This window comes from Acinetobacter sp. YH1901141 (assembly GCF_013416935.1).
GTDB classification, from domain to species: Bacteria; Pseudomonadota; Gammaproteobacteria; order Pseudomonadales; family Moraxellaceae; genus Acinetobacter; species Acinetobacter towneri.
In genome coordinates this window covers 22,082-40,817 of the sequence record NZ_VPEY01000017.1, presented here as the reverse complement: position 1 = coordinate 40,817, position 18,736 = coordinate 22,082, and the positions used below count along the sequence as shown (strand labels likewise).

Genomic DNA, 18,736 nt, shown 5'->3' with positions numbered 1-18,736 from the left:
GATCCGACTTCAAAAACAAACGCCAATCTTCAAGATTGGCGTTTTATATTCAGCGAGCAATAATGAGAAATCAATCTTAATCTACTTAAAACCAATTCATTAAAGACACACCCAAACCAACATAGGTGGCGCGGTGGTTATAATCAATCAGGCTTTCACCATAACCATCAAACAATTGGAAATGACCGCGTAATTTTCCACTGATTGGGAAAACCCAGTCAAACTGTGCTGCACCGTGCGCGTCATCACCGCCTTTTAAGCTATGACGAAGCATCAAAGAAAAGTCATGCTCTTTCCAGCGATAAAATGCCAACATATCGCCACGCCCGATATAATTTTTAATTTCAGGGTTATTGTCATCGCTGCGGTCTTCTTCAATGCGATACCACGGACGTAACATCAAGGCAAAATTGTCTTTTTCAAAACCTAAATTAAAAATCACCCGATTCCAACTGCGTGATAATGGATCAGAACGACCATTGGATTGATGGTTCAACGTCACACCCAATAAACGACCATGCAGCCCCATAAGTGTATAGTTGGTGCGGATCATCAAACTGGCTTCAGGCTCATAATTGGTTTCACGAAATGGACGTGACTCATCACCATTATAAACCTGCCAACGTGATGACTGGGTATAACCTAGCCACACATCACCGTTATCACCCAACAGATTTTCTACCGCTTTGGTTTTTAAAGACAGCTGAAATTTGGTTTCCATTGAGGTCAGGTTTTGCTCCTTACCCACGGGAACGGTATTTTGCTCATTCAAGCTTTGTGGACGTTCGTTTTTATCACTGGTCCAAAAGCCGGGCATCAAATACACAGGTTGATAAGCACGTAAATTCCATGTGCCTAATTTGCTATCGGGTGAAAGCTCCCAGCGCTTATCCAGTAAAGATACATTCGGATCAAGCTTTGCTACATCAAATGAAAATATATTACTCACACCCACTGCAATTTTTTCTGTCACAGTTTCAGGTGCAGGAGCAAGTGCCTGAGCGGCTTGACGTTCGCTAATCAGCGCTGTTTTTTCTGCTTCAGGAATTTTAAACAGAGCATCGTAACACACCAAACGATCAACATTTGACTCTAAAGCCACACAGGCTTCAGGTGTTGCAGGTGCAACTAAGCTAGCTGGGTCTTGTGCATAGGTTTTCGCCACAAACACAGTGCTGAGTGCGGCAACACTCAGCGACAGTCCTGTGCGTTCAAACAGTTTGAACGCGCTCATAAACCCCCCTAAGTTTTCGTTGTTATTTCACGTATCAGTTCACTTGTTTAATTTCAAAACCAAGTTCGACCAATGCTTCACGTTTTGACACAGGTGCGACTACGGCTTTAGATGCTTGCTGCTGACGCAAATATTGCTCCGCAACACGTTTTAAATCGTCTAAAGTCACCGCCAATAAACGCTCACGTAATACTGTGCGGAATGAGGGTGTACGCGCGTGCAATAATGCATAACATGCAGTAATCGCTTCACCTGCAGGCGAACCTGGTTTATCCATACTAGCAATTAAACCTAAAATCGCTTCTTCTAGTTGATGCGGCAATTGCTCTGCATTAAATAACCAATCAATACTCGCTTCAAAGTCTGCGAAAGTTTCTGCCAAGCGTGGATCACGATAACTGTAAAAACGGAATGAACATGCATTGCCATCGTAGCTTGCACCGCCACCGTAAGCACCGCCTTTTTCACGGATTGCGCTGTGTAAGAAACCATTGCGCAAATATGCAGCCAATACCATCAAAGGTGCAGCATCAGGATGCGACACTTCCACCGCAGGATACGCAGCAGCACAGAATTGCACATTGGCTTGAATCAACCATGCCTGATCTTGCGTTGAATGATCTACAGGAACTTGAGTTAAAGCAGCAGGATTTTCTGCAACAGTAAGTTTATCCCAAACTTCTTGAACTTCTTCGACCAAACGGTCAGATTGATGTTCTTCACATACCAACAAAAATTGTTTAGGTGCTTGCAGTAATTTATGGTGGATCAATTGCAATTCAGCAATCAGTTTCTCGTACTCCGCTGTATCTTTTTCAATTTTAGCAACCAAGTCAGCCAACCAATTTAATGCGCCCAAACCTGTGTTGTTGTAATCGCGCTGTGCCAAAGCACTGTGATGACGTCCTGCAATTTGCATGGCATAACTATGCCCCGAACCCGACAAACGCGACTGCCAACGGGTTTTACGTTGTTGTAATAGCTCGATAATACGGTCTTTTTCATCAAAACGTAATTGCTCAAATGCCAGTTTCAGCAAGCGGATGGCTTCAAGATTATTCACCAAAGACTTAGTGGTTAAAGTGAGCCATGCACTGATCTGATTTTTGTCATCGACTTTAGAGCGTAAAGATGCGCCCATGCCCAAACCACCGCTGACTGCGGTTTGTAGCTGTTGTAATTCTAAATAGTCGTATTCACCTGCACCCACTTCGCCCATCAAAATAGACAGCAAATTAAAATATGGCGATTGAACAATTTCATCAGGAATTTGAATCAATACTTGCTGATAGTAAATTCCATTGGTTCCTGCATGATATAAATTTAAAGGATAATCAATGCGGTTACTGATAATTTCACGCAACTCACCCTGCACAATATGCAAAGCTGCAGGCACATCTTCCAAACCAACTTTTGGCAATAAATTCAAATCATCTGGCGTATCTTGACGGACTTTTAAAGCTTCCGTTTGCGCGACGATTTCTGCTTTTTGCTCATCTGTGAGTTGTGCGCCTATCTCAGCCAGACGTGCTTTTTCAAGTGCAGCATCTTTGGCCGATTTTTCTGCATCTGGAACCAAAGTCATTTGAACACGGTGCGGGTTATCAATTAAATGCGTCTGAATTAGCCGTGATAACCACATTGGATCTTTAAGTTCTTCTTTGACTTGCTCAATCGCAGTATCTACATCCCACACCTGAATTGGGTCATTGTGGTGAATTGCACTGCTTAAACCATTTAAAATCAAGCTCAACCCGTATGGCATACCATCGCCATTAATTTCACGCTGATGCAATTCAATTTGATGCAAAATTGCATCGACCAATGCCGTATCCACAGGCTGTGCAGCCACGTCTTGTAAAACTTTTAAAACGCCCGCCTGAAATTCTGCTGCATGTTCAGGGTTAGAACCTTGCACACCACAGAAGAAGGTCATTTCAAAGTTGGAATCATCCACGCCCGTCAATGGCCCTGTAGATTGTGCATGCGCCCAAGTTTCCAAATAATGACGCAGTGGTGATGCAGAATTTTCAAGTAAAACACCTTCAACCAAACGCATACCTAAGCGTAATTTAATATCGCTTGCTTCAGGCAATAACCACGCCAAAACATGATAAGTTTTATCTTTCAGTTCTTCTGCATCGACTGCATAACTTTCAGTCACTGCCACTGGCGCAGCTAAACGACGCTCAGGCTTCGAATACAACGTTTCGCCCTGTTCAAATTTCGCCAAAGCCAACTGTTCAAACTGTTCTTGTAAATCGTATGCAGGCGTATTGCCAAAAGTCATAAATACCGCATTACTTGGGTGATAATGTGACTTATAAAAATCTACCAATTCTTGATAGGTTAAATCTGGAATATCTTTCGGGTCGCCACCTGAATTGTAGTGGTAAGTTGTTTCAGGGAATAAATGATAAGCCAATTGGTGATAAAGCTGATCGGATGGCGAACTCATCGCACCTTTCATTTCATTAAATACCACGCCTTTATAAACAGGCTCGCCATTTTCCAGCTCAATACGAATACCTTCCTGAGCAAAATCGAGAGGATTTAAATTGGCTGCAAAAGCCGCATCCATATACACCGCAAGCAGGTTTTGGAAATCTTTTTTGTTTTGTGTTGCAAATGGATAAGCCGTCCAATCTGCCGCGGTAAATGCGTTCATAAAAGTATTCAATGAACGACGAATCATTAAAAAGAACGGGTCACGGACAGGGAATTTTTCAGAACCACACAACGCAGTATGTTCTAAAATATGTGCCTCACCTTTGGAGTCCATCGGCTGAGTGCGAAATGCGACTAAAAATACATTTTCATCATGATCTGTCGCCAAATGATAATGCACCGCACCTGTAACTTTATGTTTATATTCAGACACTAAAATGTCTAAGGCTTCAACATGGTGTTGACGTACCAACTGAAACGCAGGATGTACAGTCTGGGAAATGGTTTCAGTGACATCTACAGTCATGTGATCTCCTAAAAATAAGCAAATAAAAAACTAAAGCCATTATAGCTTTAGTTCTTTAGATAATTCACGTTGAAAACTCGACTAAATTGATTGAAATTTGCAAAGTATCAACAAAATGCTGCCTACACTGCTTGTAGCAGAAGCAAAACTAGATCAGGTATTTAAAATAACTATAGTTTGGATGATTTTCGACATACACATAATTATGTTTTTGATAAAAATGCGCTGCCGATTTGGTATCAGTGTTTAAACACAACGCCGAAAAATTAGCACGTGCTTTTTTCTCTAAATGTTGCAAGAGCTGTTTGCCTACGCCATGTTTACGATAATTTGGCAAAACATAAAAACGACGTACACGTCCAATACGACTTTCAATATCTTGCTCATTCCATTGCTGGTTTAAGCCACCACATGCAACCAATTGATCACCATCGTAAACAAACAATAAAAACTCACCAGGCTGATTAAAGCGGTTTTTACCACTTTCCCATTCTTCAATTAAACGATGGACAAAATCAAAGCCTTCTTGAGCAGCATGTTTGGCCAAAGTCTGAATTTGCGTTGGTAACTCTTGTGCTTCTTTAATTTCGATGTTCATCTAACCTTCCTGATAACTCTGCTAAACCCCTATTTTTCATCAATAACATTCATTCAGCTGAATTTTATTCATGAAACTACAGCAATCCTGAGCATTGGTGTAAACTTAGCGTTTTTAATTTTGACTGTGATTTAAAGACATGGCAACTGTTGACCTTTTTGCAATTGGTAATGCATTAATTGACCAAGAATTTCAAGTCTCGGATGACTTTCTCATTCAACATAGCTTGCAAAAAGGTACTATGCAATTAACCGATGGTGAAACACAAGCAAATTTATACAACAACTTAATTAAAACACAAAGACATAAAGGCCAAGCTTCGGGTGGTTCTGCCGCAAATACCACCGTTGCATTTAGTGCTTTAGGTGGTCAAGCCTTCTATGCCTGCCGTGTTGGTAACGATGAATTTGGTGATATTTACCTCAAAGGCTTAAATGAAGCAGGTATTCACACCACAACCAAATCGGTCAGTGAAGGCGTTACAGGGACTTGTATGGTACTTGTGAGTGATGACTCTGAACGTACCATGCACACTTACTTGGGCATTACCGCAGAACTTTCTGCTACACAAATTGATTTTGAGCCACTTAAAACAGCAAAATGGCTTTATATCGAAGGTTATTTATCTACTAGTGATACTGCACGTGCTGCGGTAAAACAAGCGCGTGAAATTGCCAAAGCCAATCAGGTTAAAATTGCACTGACTTTATCTGATCCTGCCATGGTGCAATATGCGCGTGAAGGTTTGGATGAGTTACTAGATGATGGTGTGGATTTGATCTTCTGTAACCAGCAAGAAGCCATGATGTACACAGGAACGGAAACGGCTGAAGCGGCATTAGAACAACTAAAACAAAAAAGCAAATACATTGTCATTACATTGAGCGCACAAGGTGCCCTAATTTATGATGGCAACAACGCTTTTTCTGTACCAGGTCGTCAAGTCACTGCTGTTGATGCCAACGGTGCGGGTGATGCCTTTGCAGGTTCATTCCTGTATGCACTCAATGCAGGCTTAGGTTTCCAAACTGCAGCTCAACTTGCCATTCTGATTTCAAGTGAAGTGGTTTCTCAATTCGGCCCTCGTCTTGCGGTAGAAGATTACGCTAAACTTTTACATAGCATTCAAAAGGAATCTGCGTAATGAATAAAATTTGTATGATGGAAGACATTCCTGAGCGTGAAGCACGTGCCTACGAAACGCCAAATGGTGACACAATTTTTATCACCCAACGTGATGGCATGTATTACGCTTACCAAAACGTCTGCCCACACCTACAAGTGGAATTAGAATTTTTAGAAAACCAATTCTTAGACCGTGACCAAGAATATATTGAATGCTCAACGCATGGTGCTTTATTTTTAGTTGAAACAGGTGAATGTATTTCTGGCCCATGTTTAGGTCAATCACTTGAGAAAGTTGAGATCAGCGTTCATTCAGATGGTGGGATTTACTTGATCAACGACTAACTTTTTTGCAACTTTCAGAAAGAAGCGAAAAGTTCCAAATCTTAGCTCTATACAAAACCAGATCATTTATCTATGCTCTCTAAGCAGAGTTAGATCAATGATCTGCATCTAATAACATCACCTATAAATATTTCAACACGTGAGTTTAGCGCATGCATGAGTTTTTATCTGATTTGAACTTAATGCCCTTTCATCTCAGCCTAGTTGTTTTATTGCTACTCAGCACTGTCGAAACGATTGGTTATTACTTTAATTTTCGCCCAAGTCAGTTGCTCAAACGTGCATTTTCACAACGAATTACAGAATCGCCACTTTTAGATGTTAAATTTTCTAAAGTACTGATTTTTGTTTTTTTACTGATGAATTTCAGTGTTGCAGGATATTTTTTACAGTTTTTGATTTACTCACAACAACAACATTTCGTTCCTGCTTATTACATTATTATTCCAGCGTTTATTATTGCCATCTTTTTTACAGTCTTCATGATTCACTGTTTAGACCAAGTGATTAAGCCCAAATATAGCGTGCGCCAAGTCGATTTACTCGGACGTTTAGCCACAATTTCCAGTGGTAATGCCCGTCCTGGTTTTTCTGCACAAGCACGTGTACGTGATGAGTTTGGGCAACTGCATTATGTGCAGGTTGAACCTGAATTTGGTGAACTTGAATTTCAAGCTCAAATTATTATTGTGCGCAAAAAAAGATCTCACTATCTTGCCAAAAAAATTTCGGCATCAAATAACCTATTTAGCAATCAATAAGTTATTTTTTAAGATTTAAAACCAATCTTGCTGACCTAAGAAAGTTAAAATTTTTCACTCAAACTCAACACAATCTGTTTGTTTATAAACGATACATTTCATGTGATCTGAACAATATTTACACAAAATCATTATGAAAAAATGCTGTTTACCCTAGACTAAGCCAAAGACAAAGCACCACTACATTGTAGGGAAATAAAAAAATATGCGGAATCGTCATTAAACTTTAACAAAAGAATGAGAATAATTATTAGCTGATAATATCTCTAATTTATTGCTATTTTTAGATTGATTTTTATTCATAGCAATTTAGTCTGATTTGCTTTTTTAAAATATAAGTATTTTAGTCAGATTTTGAATTATTAATTACAAGTGTTTCTGTCAAGTTTAAAAAATATTACTTTCCTCCATTTATTCTCTGCAACACCCAAAAACAAACTATTGATTTATAATAAGTTAACAATATATTTGCATTTTAACTGTGCCAGCTATTTTTTTTTGTATGTTTTTGTTTAATAATATAAAACACAGTTTAAAAAATAGGCTTATAAAAGTGAGCTTAGTTCCTAAAGATTTAAATAGAAAAGTAGTTCGTGAACTCACGATCATTTTAATAATTAAGGTCGTGCTGTTAATGGTCATCAAAAATATTTGGTTTGATGCCCCAACTATTCCTCAAAATTTTGATTCACAAGTTGCTGAGCGTATTGCTGGCAGTCCTTCCTCAATCAAGGAGACACGTTGATGATTTCTGAAAGCGTGGTCGATCTCTCGCGGTTCCAATTCGCAATGACCGCGATGTATCACTTTATTTTTGTTCCACTGACTTTAGGTCTGGCTTTTATTCTTGCCATTATGGAAACCACGTATGTGATTTCTGGTAAAGAAATTTATAAAGACATGACCAAATTCTGGGGAAAACTCTTCGGTATTAACTTTGCCTTAGGGGTAACCACTGGTTTAACCATGGAGTTCCAGTTTGGTACAAACTGGGCGTATTACTCACACTACGTGGGTGATATCTTTGGTGCACCACTCGCAATTGAAGGTTTAATGGCCTTCTTCTTAGAATCGACCTTCATTGGTTTATTCTTCTTTGGATGGGATCGCCTCTCCAAAGTGCAGCACTTATGTGTAACGTGGCTGGTTGCGCTTGGTTCTAATATGTCCGCTCTCTGGATTTTAGTTGCCAACGGCTGGATGCAGAACCCAGTGGGTTCTACCTTTAACTACGAAACCATGCGTATGGAATTGGTTGACTTCGGGGCGTTAATTTTTAACCCTGTTGCGCAAGTTAAATTCGTACACACTGTTTCTGCAGGTTATGTAACGGGTGCTATTTTCGTTTTAGCGATTTCAAGTTATTACTTATTGAAAAAGCAAGACTTGCCATTTGCGCGTCGTTCATTCGCTATTGCAGCAATTTTCGGTTTAGCTTCTACTTTATCTGTAATTCTACTTGGTGATGAATCAGGTTATGAATTAGGTGATGTTCAAAAAACCAAACTCGCAGCAATTGAAGCAGAATGGGATACTCACCCTGCTCCTGCAGCGTTCACTTTATTTGGTATTCCAAACGAAGAAACGCAAACGACAGATTACGCAGTTAAAATTCCTTATGTAATGGGGATTATTGCAACGCGTTCTATCACCGAAGAAGTGACTGGTATTAAAGACCTGATCGCAAACCACGAAGTTCGTATTCGTAACGGTATGGTTGCTTATCAACAACTTGAGCAATTACGTGCGGGCGACCAATCTCCTGAACTTAAAGCTGCATTTGAGCAAACTCAAACCGATTTGGGTTATGGTTTATTGTTGAAAAAATACACGCCAAACGTAGTAGATGCGACTGACGAACAAATTAAAATGGCTGCTGCGGATACTATTCCACACGTACCAAGTTTGTTCTGGGCATTCCGTGCCATGGTAGCTTCTGGTTTCTTAATGCTGTTGTTATTCGCACTTGCAACTTTTGCAGTGGCTAAACGCAACGCAGAAAGCAAACCTTGGTTATTAAAATTTGCGTTATTCTCATTACCATTACCTTGGATTGCAGCGCAAACAGGTTGGTATGTAGCAGAAGTTGGTCGTCAACCATGGACAATTGGTGAAGTACTTCCAACACACTTGTCTGCATCTTCACTCAGCACTGGCGACGTATGGGGCTCAATCATTGCATTGGCAGCGTTCTATACCGTTTTGCTGATTATTGAAATGTACTTGATGATCAAATTCTCACGTCTAGGCCCAAGCTCGCTTCATACTGGTAAATACCACTTCGAGAAAATTGAAGCTGCGAAAAAAGCCAATGAGGAGGCTTAAGCATGATCGAATATGAATTACTCAAAATCATTTGGTGGGTGTTGGTGGGTGTATTACTCATTGGCTTTGCCCTCACCGATGGCTTCGACATGGGCTCAATGGCGATCATGCCATTTGTAGGTAAAAATGACGAAGAACGCCGTGCTGCAATCAACACGATTGCACCGCACTGGGATGGTAACCAGGTTTGGTTCATTACAGCGGGTGGCGCGTTATTTGCTGCTTGGCCAATGGTATATGCAACAGCATTCTCAGGCATGTATTGGGCACTACTCTTAGTTCTGTTTGCCCTATTCCTGCGCCCAGTTGGTTTTGACTACCGCTCAAAACTTGAAAACACCAAATGGCGTACATCTTGGGACTGGGGTTTGGCTGTAGGTGGTGCAGTTCCTGCATTAGTGTTCGGTGTTGCGTTTGGTAATATGTTCCTTGGCGTACCATTTACCCTAGACGAAACTGTACGTTCAACATATACAGGCAGCTTCTTTGCATTATTAAACCCATTCGCTTTAGTGTGTGGTTTAGTCAGCTTGTCTATGCTTTGCGCGCATGGTGGTGCATGGTTAATGCTGCGTACCGATGGTGACTTACGTGCACGCTCTGCAAAAGCAACGCAAATCATGGGTATTGTGTTCCTTGTGTGTTTCTTAGGTGCAGGCGCATGGTTATACTTCGGTGGTATCGAAGGTTATACCCTAGTCACTCCATACGACACGAATGGCGTAGCAAACCCATTGGCTAAAGAAGTTTTAACCAATGCAAACCCAGGCTGGATGAATAACTACTCAGCGTACCCTATTACCATGATTGCACCAATTATGGGCATCTTGGGCGGTATTTTGATTGTTCTTGCAGCAGGTAAAAATAAAGCGGGTTTAAGTTTCACAGGTTCATCTTTAGCGGTGATCGGTGCAATTTTAACTGCTGGTTTTGCATTGTTCCCATTCTTAATGCCATCAAGCCTCAACCCAGTTGCAAGCTTGACCATGTGGGATGCGGTATCAAGTAAAACTACATTGACTGTAATGACTATTGCGGCATGTATCTTCGTACCAATTATTTTGCTATACACCACTTGGTGTTACTACAAAATGTGGGGCGTTATCACCAACAAGCACATTAAAGAGAATTCACACAGCCTTTACTAAGGCTGTGTCTAAGGAGAATAAATTATGTGGTACTTTGCATGGATTCTCGGTATTCTGATGGCATGCTTTGCAGGTGTCTTGAGTGCCCTGTATATTGAATCTCATCAAGACCTTGACGAGGAATAATTAGATGACAGACACTGCAGTGAACGCTGAAACAACAGTTCAAAAACCGAACAAGATTGCGATGGTTATTTCATGTTTATTGGCATTCCCACTCGCAGCTGTACTGCTTCTTCATCCAGCAGCAATGCTGGATGCCAACGGTGAATATAGCCACCGTGCCATGATGTTTATTATGATTGGTATTTCAGGTGGCTTTGTACACGGTGTTGGTTTTATTCCACGCTTTTGGTTTTGGAAATGGTTATTTAGCCCATTTGTGGCTTGGCCATTGATGATTTGGGGTTATTACACTTGGTTTCTTTAATGAGGTGTAAATAAATTCCTTGAAAAGAGCGCAATATGCGCTCTTTTTTATTGGCTTAATATTTAGGAGCCGCAGATCATTCCTCTGCATCTTCACCATATAAAACAGCGTATAAAATTTTGAAACTTACAATCTAAAAGAAGAACTAAGCTCAAAACTCAGGCAGAAAAAAGCCAAACACTACGGCTTGGCTTTTTTCACAACATATTTTCGCACTTGGCAATGATTATGCACCTTGCTTAAAGCATATTGTTATTTCGGCTCAATGGGTGCAAACGGTGCAACCACATCGGCATTCTGCGCACGATGACGCATGAAATGATCCATCAATACAATCGCAAGCATAGCTTCTGCAATTGGCGTTGCACGCACACCTACGCAAGGATCATGGCGTCCTTTGGTCAGTACATCCGTATCTTCACGGTTTAAATTAATGGTTTTACCAGGTGTAGTAATACTGGCTGTTGGTTTTAAAGCAATCGCAACACGAATATCTTGACCACTAGAAATACCGCCTAAAATACCGCCTGCATGGTTCGCCAAAAAGCCGTCAGTGGTCAGTTCGTCACGGGTTTCATGCCCAAACTGCGCTGCCACTGCAAAACCATCTCCAATTTCAACGCCTTTCACAGCATTGATAGACATCATGGCATGGGCAATATCGGCATCTAAACGATCAAAAACAGGTTCCCCCCAACCCACAGGAACTTTTTCAGCCACAATTTCCAGTTTTGCACCACAGCTTGTACCCTGTTCACGCAAAGACGTTACCAAAGCTTCAAAACGTGGTACAGCATCGGCATCGCCACAGAAAAATGGATTGTTTGGTACTTCGTTCCAATCTAGCTTTTCAGCTTTTTCTGTACCAATTTGAGTGACGTGACCACGAATCACAATTCCAAATTTTTCGAACAGGTATTTTTTTGCAATTGCACCTGCTGCAACGCGCATTGCTGTTTCACGTGCGCTTGAACGTCCACCACCACGATAATCGCGGAAACCATACTTTTGCGTATAGGTATAATCTGCATGCCCAGGGCGGAAAGTCTGTGCAATATTACCGTAGTCTTTCGATTTTTGGTCAGTATTACGAATCAGTAAACCAATTGAAGTTCCAGTGGTTTTACCTTCAAAGACACCTGAAATAATTTCAACTTCATCGGGTTCTTTACGCTGTGTCGCAAACTTAGACGTACCCGGTTTACGGCGATCCAAATCTTTTTGTAAATCTTCTGCAGACAGTTCAATCCCCGGTGGCACGCCATCGACAATCGCCATCAGACCTACGCCATGAGATTCACCACAAGTCGTTACACGGAAAAGTTGCCCTATACTATTACCTGCCACGTCCAACGACTCCTTATGCTTGAACAGATTGAATAAATAAATCGCGATATTGACGGCATTGTGCTGCAGTCAATGCAAAAATACCTGAACCACCTTTTTGGAATTTTAACCAGTGCAAATCAACCGTGTTGAAATTCTGTTTCATCGCCCATTCAGAATTACCTACTTCAATCACAATCAGACCATCTTCAGTTAAGTAATCTGCCGCCTGCGCCAACATTTTACGGACTAAATCTAAGCCGTCTTGCCCTGCTGCCAATGCCAATTCTGGCTCATGATGGAATTCTTCAGGTAAATCTGCCATATCTTCCGCATCAACATACGGCGGGTTAGATACGATTAAATCATACTGATTTTCGGCTGGGATTTTGGCGAATAAATCAGACTCAAGCAACGCCACTTGGTATTGTTTGTTGTGATGTTCACAGTTAATTTGTGCGACTTCCAAAGCATCTTTTGAAATGTCAGTTGCATCGACTTCAGCATCTGGAAAAGCATAAGCCAAAGCAATCGCAATACAACCTGAACCCGTGCACATATCCAAAATACGTTGTGGGGTTTTAGGCGCAGCATTGGCTGGTAAATTGTTATCTGCTTCGCGCATTTGACCTTCTTCATCTAGGCAATATGGCGCAAAACGATTTTCAATTAGCTCGGCAATAGGTGAACGTGGAATTAGAACACGCTCATCGACATAAAATGGTTTTCCGAAGAAATACGCCAAGTTTAATAAGTAAGAAGTTGGTACTTTTTCATTGATACGACGTTCGAGCAAGCTTAAAAATTCAGCTGCTTCGCTCGGCAATAATTTTGCATCTAAAATTTCAGCGTCTGCATTCCAGTCTAAAGACAAAGTTTGTAACACCAATGCAGAACTTTCTGCAAAATAATCTTCTGTACCTTGACCTAAATGTGCATCGTATTGACGTAGTGCTGTAACCCCAAAGCGAATAAAATCACGAATGGTTGATAGGTTTTCAGCAGCTTCCTGCAAATGTTCAGGGCTAATTGTCGGTCGATCCACTTAAGGCGCTCCAAGGTCAAATTTTAAAACGCCTTATGATACCTTGTTTTGCTCGGTTTTATAATGTTTAAGCAGTTTCCAAGTAATTTATTTACTATGGTTTTACTTATTTGATTCCCACAAACTGACCTTGATAATAATCAGCGCGCTCTGCTGTTTGCAGCAAAACACATTGTGCACGTTGTAATGCGGCAAAATCGCTTTGAGTCGATAAATAACAGCGTTGTTTTACACGGTTTTCCCAAAGTTGATGCTGTTGTTGAATATTACTGGCATTGCCTGCGCTGCGTTTTACATAGGCTTTATAGTGTTTTTTGAGTCGTTTGGTTTGTGCTTTTTGCTCAGTTTTAATACATTTTTGCGATTGGGAAATTTTGCCATAACTATTGTTCATACATTGCGTATAGCCTTGTGAAACGCCATTCGCCCAAACTTGAGCTGTACCCAAAGTCAGCATCCCCAATAGTGTAAATATCCAAACTTTCATATTTTCCCCTGAGCGCAGTCTGTTTTTAAAGCGCGGTAAATTTTCAATATTTTATAATTTTACAAAACCCAAATTGCTGCATTGATGCTACAAGATTCAGGTTAAAAAGCATATAGTCAATCTCCTGCTTTTTATAGCTGAGTCGATGATAAATGCACAATAATCATTGAAAAATGTGACAATATCCCAATAATTGAATTACTCATTTTATAGATGAAGCTTTCAGCCTTATGAGCTACAAACACAATAATTTGATGGCCATGCGCCAAAGCTATTGGAACGACAACCACTCCGAAGCAGTCTTGATTGAAAAACAATTTTTTCAGCAAATTTTGATTGAAAACGGCATTTTTGAAAATTCGTCATTAGATGATGCCAAATATCTATTTTTTAGTTTGCCCAGCGTGATTATTGTTAAGGGATATGCGCATGGTTTTTTACACGATTCTGTAAAATTGATGATTCTCAAATTTATCCAAGACAACAAAGCGCAATTGATGAAAAAAGCCGAAACCAAAGTGCAATATCGGATGTAAAAGTACTTTTAAGCCGTTTTTCATACTTTTTTCACGAGGAAACTCGTCGTTCAGCAAGTTGAACTTTTTTAATACGTTAAGACGCGCTAATATCCGTTACAATCTAATTTTCCTGCGTATTGCTGATTTAAGGATTGATTTTAATGTCAGATCAGAACGATAAGCTTAAACAACTCAAGACTTCCTCTATGGATCGACGCTTATCCATCGCAAAGGCATCTTTACTGGCAGGAACACGATGGGCAGCCTCGAATGCCACCTCTATGTTTTCAAGCGAAGAAGAAAAAGAACGTAAACGAAAAAAAGCCATGAAAGAACAAGCCGATTACTTGGTGGCTGAAATTGGCAAACTCAAAGGCTCTATCGTGAAGATTGGGCAAATGATGGCGCTGTACGGCGAACATTTTTTACCTGAAGAAATTACGCAAGCACTCAACACGCTGAATAACCAGACTGTCGCATTGGCATGGCCTGCAATTAAACAGCAATTACAGGCACAGTTAGGTGCCAAACTTGATGATCTCACCATTGATCATGAGCCATTAGGTACAGCCTCTTTGGCTCAAGTTCACCGCGCGACCCGCAAGTCGGATGGTTTGGAGTTGGTATTAAAAATCCAATATCCAGGCGTAGCAGATGCGATTGACTCAGACATGAGCCTATTTAGAAATATGCTCAAATTGACACGCATGGTGCCGCAAACCCGTGAATTTGATCAGTGGTTTGATGAAGTGCGTGAAATGATGCATCGTGAAGTCAACTATCAAATTGAAGCGGAAACGACACGTCGTTTTGCTGCCCGTTTAAAAGATGATCCGCGCTACATTGTGCCGCAAATTGTGGATGAATACTGTAGCGACCAAGTGCTGTGTATGACCTTTGAACGTGGCGTACCGATTAACAGCCCTGTCATGCTCTCATTACCTCAAGAACGCCGTAACCAATTAGGCGAAGCCTCTTTAGAAATTGCTGTGCGTGAAGTATTTGAATGGGGCGAAATGCAGACTGACCCGAACTTTGGCAACTACTTAGTTCGCTTAGGTAATGGTGAAGATATTCACGATAAAATTGTACTGCTCGACTTTGGTGCTATTCGTCAATTTGATCAACACTTGCTGACTGTGGCGCGTAATTTGATCAAGGCGGGTTATTACCACGACCCACAAATGATGGTGAATGCCATGACGGGTTATGAGTTTTTTGACAGCATCCCTGAAAGCATTAAACCAGATATGGCCAAAGTGTTTCTATTGGCAACCGAAGCCTTTAGTCACTTAGACAATAACCGCGATTTACCTGCAGGCGTGATGGATGAACAATCGCGCTATGACTGGAAAAAAAGTCAGCTGCATAGCCGTGTCATGCAACAAGCATCTAAATCGATGGCTTCGCGTTACTTTAGTGTGCCTCCTAAAGAATTTATGTTTATTAGCCGTAAATTTATTGGTGCTTACACCTTTATGACCGTGATTGATGCGAAAACCAATGTCCGCAAAATGATTCAAAAGTTTATTTAAGTCCCAACTTTTATTTCTTTGATCAAAGCTGTTATATAGACCTAAATGATTGTTGCCCACTCGATGCAATTGTCATTTAGGTCAATTTATTTTAAAAGCGTAGATTTCTATAAAATTAATAATCTATAAAAATCCACATATTAGTCCAGTTATAAGAAAATTTTTACCGTTTATCTTTGACAATTCTGCATGTCAGCAATGACATAGTTTTTTTATAGTCTGCATGTCAGCATAAAAAACAAGCATTCTTTGTGTAGGACAACACAATCATGAGTCAAATGATAAACAAAGCCCAAGGATTCGGCTTAGCGCTACTCACTAAAATGGCATCGAGTGATCTGCTCGATCAATTCAAATTACGCAAATGGGTTGAACAATCTCTATATCACTCAGCCAAAGCAGGTTTTAAAACCTTTGAAACCACTCAAAAAAATTTTAAAAGCACACAAAAATTACCGCAACAACGACTGACACGTCAATCCAAAGATTTATTTGATTTGTCATTGAGTGAAGAACAGCAAATGCTGGTCGATGCCATGCAGCAATTTGCTACAGAAGTGATCTATCCATTGGCACATCAGGCAGATCATGATGCGAAATTCCCACAAGTATTATGGCAATACAGCACAGATTTAGGTTTGAACACCTATGCTCTGCCCGAAGCTTTAGGCGGTGTTGCCACTGAACAAAATATTGTCAGCCATATTTTAATTGCCGAACAATTGGCACGTGGCGACTTTGGCTTAACCGCAGGATTACTTTCCACATTTGGCGTAATGAATGCCATAACTCGCTGGGGTTCAGAACAGGTTCAAAATCAGTATTTATCTGCGTTTTCCGAAACAGACGCGAACCATCCAACGCCACTTCAAGCCACTTTTGCGATTCAGGAAAATACTGCTGCGTTTAATCCGTATCAGCTAAAAACCAAAGCGACTTTGCAAAATGGACAGTACCTAATTACAGGTGAAAAAACGCTGGTGATTTTGGCCGAAACAGCAGATTTATTTTTGGTTAGTGCAGAGCTAAATGGTCAAGCCGATGTGTTCATTGTGCAACGTGATGCTTCTATTCAATTTAAAGCAGCGCCTGCAATGGGCTTAAAAGCCTGCGAAACAGCGACTTTAAAGTTTAATCAAACCCCTGCGGAGCGTTTAGGCACAGATGATTTCGATTACAGCGCATTTTTAGATTTAGGCAATCTCATGTGGTGCGCCATGGCAGTTGGTTGCTGTGAAGCAGTGAAAAGTTATTGTATTCGCTATGCCAATGAGCGCACTGCATTTGGCGAACCAATTTCACATCGTCAAAGTGTGGCTTTTATGATTGCAGATATGGCCATTGAAATTGAAGCCATGCGCATGCTGTTGCTGAATGCAGCGAGTCTTGCCGAATCGGGTAAAAACTTTCATCGAGAAGCATATTTAGCACGTCTGCTCTGTGCAGAAAAATCTATGCAAATTGCCACCAATGGCGTGCAAATTTTAGGTGGTCATGGCTTTACCAAAGAACATCCTGTAGAGCGTTGGTATCGTGATTTACGTGCGACTGCAATTATGCATTCAGGCTTGCATGCTTAATCTCACACCATCAATAAACGATAGCCAGCTAGAAAAATAAGGAATACATCCATGAATTTACAAAATCCAAAAAAATTCAAAATGTTGGTCGATCAGGCACATGAAGTTGCTTTAAATGTATTACGTCCCATTTCAAGGAAATATGATAAAGCCGAACACGCCTACCCGAAAGAATTAGACATGCTTGCCGCCTTAGTTGATGGTATGAACCAAGCGGGCGATGGCATGAATGCAGGTGCAGCAGTCAACAAACGTGGTGACACATCTACAGGTAACAAAAATGGCGTAAATATGTCTACCGCACTGAGTATTGTCGAAATGTGTTATGGCGATACAGGTTTATTACTCAGTATGCCACGCCAAGGTTTAGGTAATTCTGCGATTGCTGCGGTGGCCAATGAAGAACAATTACAACGCTTTAATGGTGTTTGGGCAGCCATGGCAATTACCGAACCCAACTGTGGTTCTGACTCTGCGGCTATTCGTACCACTGCCACCAAAGTAGACAATGAATATATTTTAAATGGTGAAAAGATTTTTGTGACCTCTGGTGACCGCGCCGATGCCGTTGTTGTGTGGGCAACCTTAGACAAAAAACTGGGACGTGCTGCGATCAAATCCTTTGTTGTGACTAAGGGCACACCTGGCATGACCGTGGAACGCTTAGAACATAAATTAGGGATTAAAGCCTCGGACACAGCAACAATTCGATTTGAAAATTGCCGTGTTCCTGCGAGCAACCTTTTAGGCAATACAGAAATTGATGTTGCCAAAGGGTTTGCAGGTGTGATGGAAACCTTTGATAACACTCGCCCTTTGGTGGCAGCTATGGCCGTTGGTTGTGCCAAAGCCGCTTTAGAGCGGATTAAGGAAATTTTTAAAGACCAATTAGATGCAAATTATGCCACGCCCTATTTACAGTGTTCACATATCGCAGCACAGACTTATCGGATGGAAGCAGAATGGGAAGCCGCACGTTTATTGATGCTCAAAGCAGCATGGATGGCAGACAATAAACAGCCTAACTCACGCGAAGCTTCTATTTCCAAAGCCAAAGCTGGTCGCGTGTGTAATGAAATCACGCTCAGGTGTGTCGAGTTAGCTGCATCGGTGGGTTATAACGAAGATGAGTTATTGGAAAAATGGGCACGTGATTCGAAAATTTTAGATATTTTTGAAGGTACGCAACAGATTCAGCTATTGATTATTGCCCGTCGTGAATTAGGTAAAAGTTCGAGTGAGCTCAAGTGATTTTATGATTTAAGGCATATAGTAAAGTAAGATAAAAGACAGATTTTCATAGAA

18 protein-coding genes are annotated in these 18,736 nt (G+C 40.9%); 12 read left to right on the top strand and 6 right to left on the bottom strand.

Annotated features, from left to right (window positions below; genetic code table 11):
• Positions 1-85 precede the first annotated feature (85 nt).
• The 3 genes from FTV52_RS10195 to FTV52_RS10185 form a co-directional block, all read right to left on the bottom strand.
• The gene (locus tag FTV52_RS10195) at positions 86-1,234 is read right to left on the bottom strand and encodes a phospholipase A (RefSeq protein ID WP_179990762.1); all 1,149 of its coding nucleotides are present in this window, start codon (positions 1,232-1,234) and stop codon (positions 86-88) included.
• A 34-nt stretch (positions 1,235-1,268) separates the two neighbouring features.
• Positions 1,269-4,208, bottom strand: a complete 2,940-nt coding sequence (locus FTV52_RS10190; protein ID WP_179990761.1) for an insulinase family protein — start codon at positions 4,206-4,208, stop codon at positions 1,269-1,271.
• A gap of 148 nt (positions 4,209-4,356) precedes the next feature.
• Positions 4,357-4,806, bottom strand: a complete 450-nt coding sequence (locus tag FTV52_RS10185; protein WP_096900846.1) for a GNAT family N-acetyltransferase — start codon at positions 4,804-4,806, stop codon at positions 4,357-4,359.
• 139 nt (positions 4,807-4,945) lie between these two features.
• Between FTV52_RS10185 and FTV52_RS10180 the strand changes: the two genes are divergently transcribed.
• The 8 genes from FTV52_RS10180 (at position 4,946) to FTV52_RS10145 (ending at position 10,940) form a co-directional block, all read left to right on the top strand.
• Positions 4,946-5,950, top strand: coding sequence for an adenosine kinase (locus tag FTV52_RS10180; protein ID WP_179990760.1), 1,005 nt, complete (start codon positions 4,946-4,948; stop codon positions 5,948-5,950).
• A gap of 14 nt (positions 5,951-5,964) precedes the next feature.
• On the top strand, positions 5,965-6,276 hold the full coding sequence (locus tag FTV52_RS10175; RefSeq protein WP_171287411.1) for a Rieske (2Fe-2S) protein: 312 nt from the start codon (positions 5,965-5,967) through the stop codon (positions 6,274-6,276).
• A gap of 152 nt (positions 6,277-6,428) precedes the next feature.
• Complete coding sequence (locus FTV52_RS10170) at positions 6,429-7,037, top strand: OB-fold-containig protein (RefSeq protein ID WP_096900848.1); 609 nt, start codon at positions 6,429-6,431, stop codon at positions 7,035-7,037.
• A gap of 553 nt (positions 7,038-7,590) precedes the next feature.
• Positions 7,591-7,782, top strand: a complete 192-nt coding sequence (cydP, locus tag FTV52_RS10165) for a cytochrome oxidase putative small subunit CydP (RefSeq protein WP_070155611.1) — start codon at positions 7,591-7,593, stop codon at positions 7,780-7,782.
• The gene (locus tag FTV52_RS10160) at positions 7,782-9,362 is read left to right on the top strand and encodes a cytochrome ubiquinol oxidase subunit I (RefSeq protein WP_096900849.1); all 1,581 of its coding nucleotides are present in this window, start codon (positions 7,782-7,784) and stop codon (positions 9,360-9,362) included. Before cydP ends, FTV52_RS10160 begins: the two co-directional genes overlap by 1 nt.
• Positions 9,363-9,364: 2 nt before the next feature.
• Positions 9,365-10,510 carry a cytochrome d ubiquinol oxidase subunit II gene (gene cydB, locus FTV52_RS10155; protein ID WP_179990759.1) on the top strand — a complete coding sequence of 382 codons (1,146 nt, stop codon included), beginning with the start codon at positions 9,365-9,367 and terminating at the stop codon, positions 10,508-10,510.
• Positions 10,511-10,534: 24 nt separating this feature from the next.
• Positions 10,535-10,636 carry a cytochrome bd-I oxidase subunit CydX gene (gene cydX, locus FTV52_RS10150; protein WP_004860610.1) on the top strand — a complete coding sequence of 34 codons (102 nt, stop codon included), beginning with the start codon at positions 10,535-10,537 and terminating at the stop codon, positions 10,634-10,636.
• Positions 10,637-10,640: 4 nt separating this feature from the next.
• Positions 10,641-10,940: a cyd operon YbgE family protein gene (locus FTV52_RS10145; protein WP_004973403.1), complete on the top strand. Its 300-nt coding sequence runs from the start codon at positions 10,641-10,643 to the stop codon at positions 10,938-10,940.
• A 252-nt stretch (positions 10,941-11,192) separates the two neighbouring features.
• Here the strand turns inward: FTV52_RS10145 and aroC are convergent, their stop codons facing one another.
• The 3 genes from aroC to FTV52_RS10130 form a co-directional block, all read right to left on the bottom strand.
• The gene (gene aroC, locus FTV52_RS10140; RefSeq protein WP_004973401.1) at positions 11,193-12,287 is read right to left on the bottom strand and encodes a chorismate synthase; all 1,095 of its coding nucleotides are present in this window, start codon (positions 12,285-12,287) and stop codon (positions 11,193-11,195) included.
• A 13-nt stretch (positions 12,288-12,300) separates the two neighbouring features.
• The gene (prmB, locus tag FTV52_RS10135; protein ID WP_004973398.1) at positions 12,301-13,311 is read right to left on the bottom strand and encodes a 50S ribosomal protein L3 N(5)-glutamine methyltransferase; all 1,011 of its coding nucleotides are present in this window, start codon (positions 13,309-13,311) and stop codon (positions 12,301-12,303) included.
• Positions 13,312-13,417: 106 nt separating this feature from the next.
• The gene (locus FTV52_RS10130; RefSeq protein WP_004973395.1) at positions 13,418-13,798 is read right to left on the bottom strand and encodes a DUF1311 domain-containing protein; all 381 of its coding nucleotides are present in this window, start codon (positions 13,796-13,798) and stop codon (positions 13,418-13,420) included.
• 230 nt (positions 13,799-14,028) lie between these two features.
• Here FTV52_RS10130 and FTV52_RS10125 point away from each other — a divergent pair, with 230 nt between their 5' ends.
• The 4 genes from FTV52_RS10125 to FTV52_RS10110 all read left to right on the top strand — a co-directional run bounded on the left by FTV52_RS10125 (position 14,029) and on the right by FTV52_RS10110 (position 18,682).
• Entirely contained in the window at positions 14,029-14,334 is a 306-nt protein-coding gene (locus tag FTV52_RS10125; protein ID WP_154320717.1) for a hypothetical protein, read from the top strand.
• Between the two features lie 143 nt (positions 14,335-14,477).
• On the top strand, positions 14,478-15,851 hold the full coding sequence (locus FTV52_RS10120; protein WP_004973390.1) for an AarF/ABC1/UbiB kinase family protein: 1,374 nt from the start codon (positions 14,478-14,480) through the stop codon (positions 15,849-15,851).
• A gap of 269 nt (positions 15,852-16,120) precedes the next feature.
• Positions 16,121-17,431, top strand: coding sequence for an acyl-CoA dehydrogenase family protein (locus FTV52_RS10115; RefSeq protein ID WP_004973388.1), 1,311 nt, complete (start codon positions 16,121-16,123; stop codon positions 17,429-17,431).
• 51 nt (positions 17,432-17,482) lie between these two features.
• Complete coding sequence (locus tag FTV52_RS10110) at positions 17,483-18,682, top strand: acyl-CoA dehydrogenase family protein (RefSeq protein WP_004973386.1); 1,200 nt, start codon at positions 17,483-17,485, stop codon at positions 18,680-18,682.
• Positions 18,683-18,736: the final 54 nt, after the last annotated feature.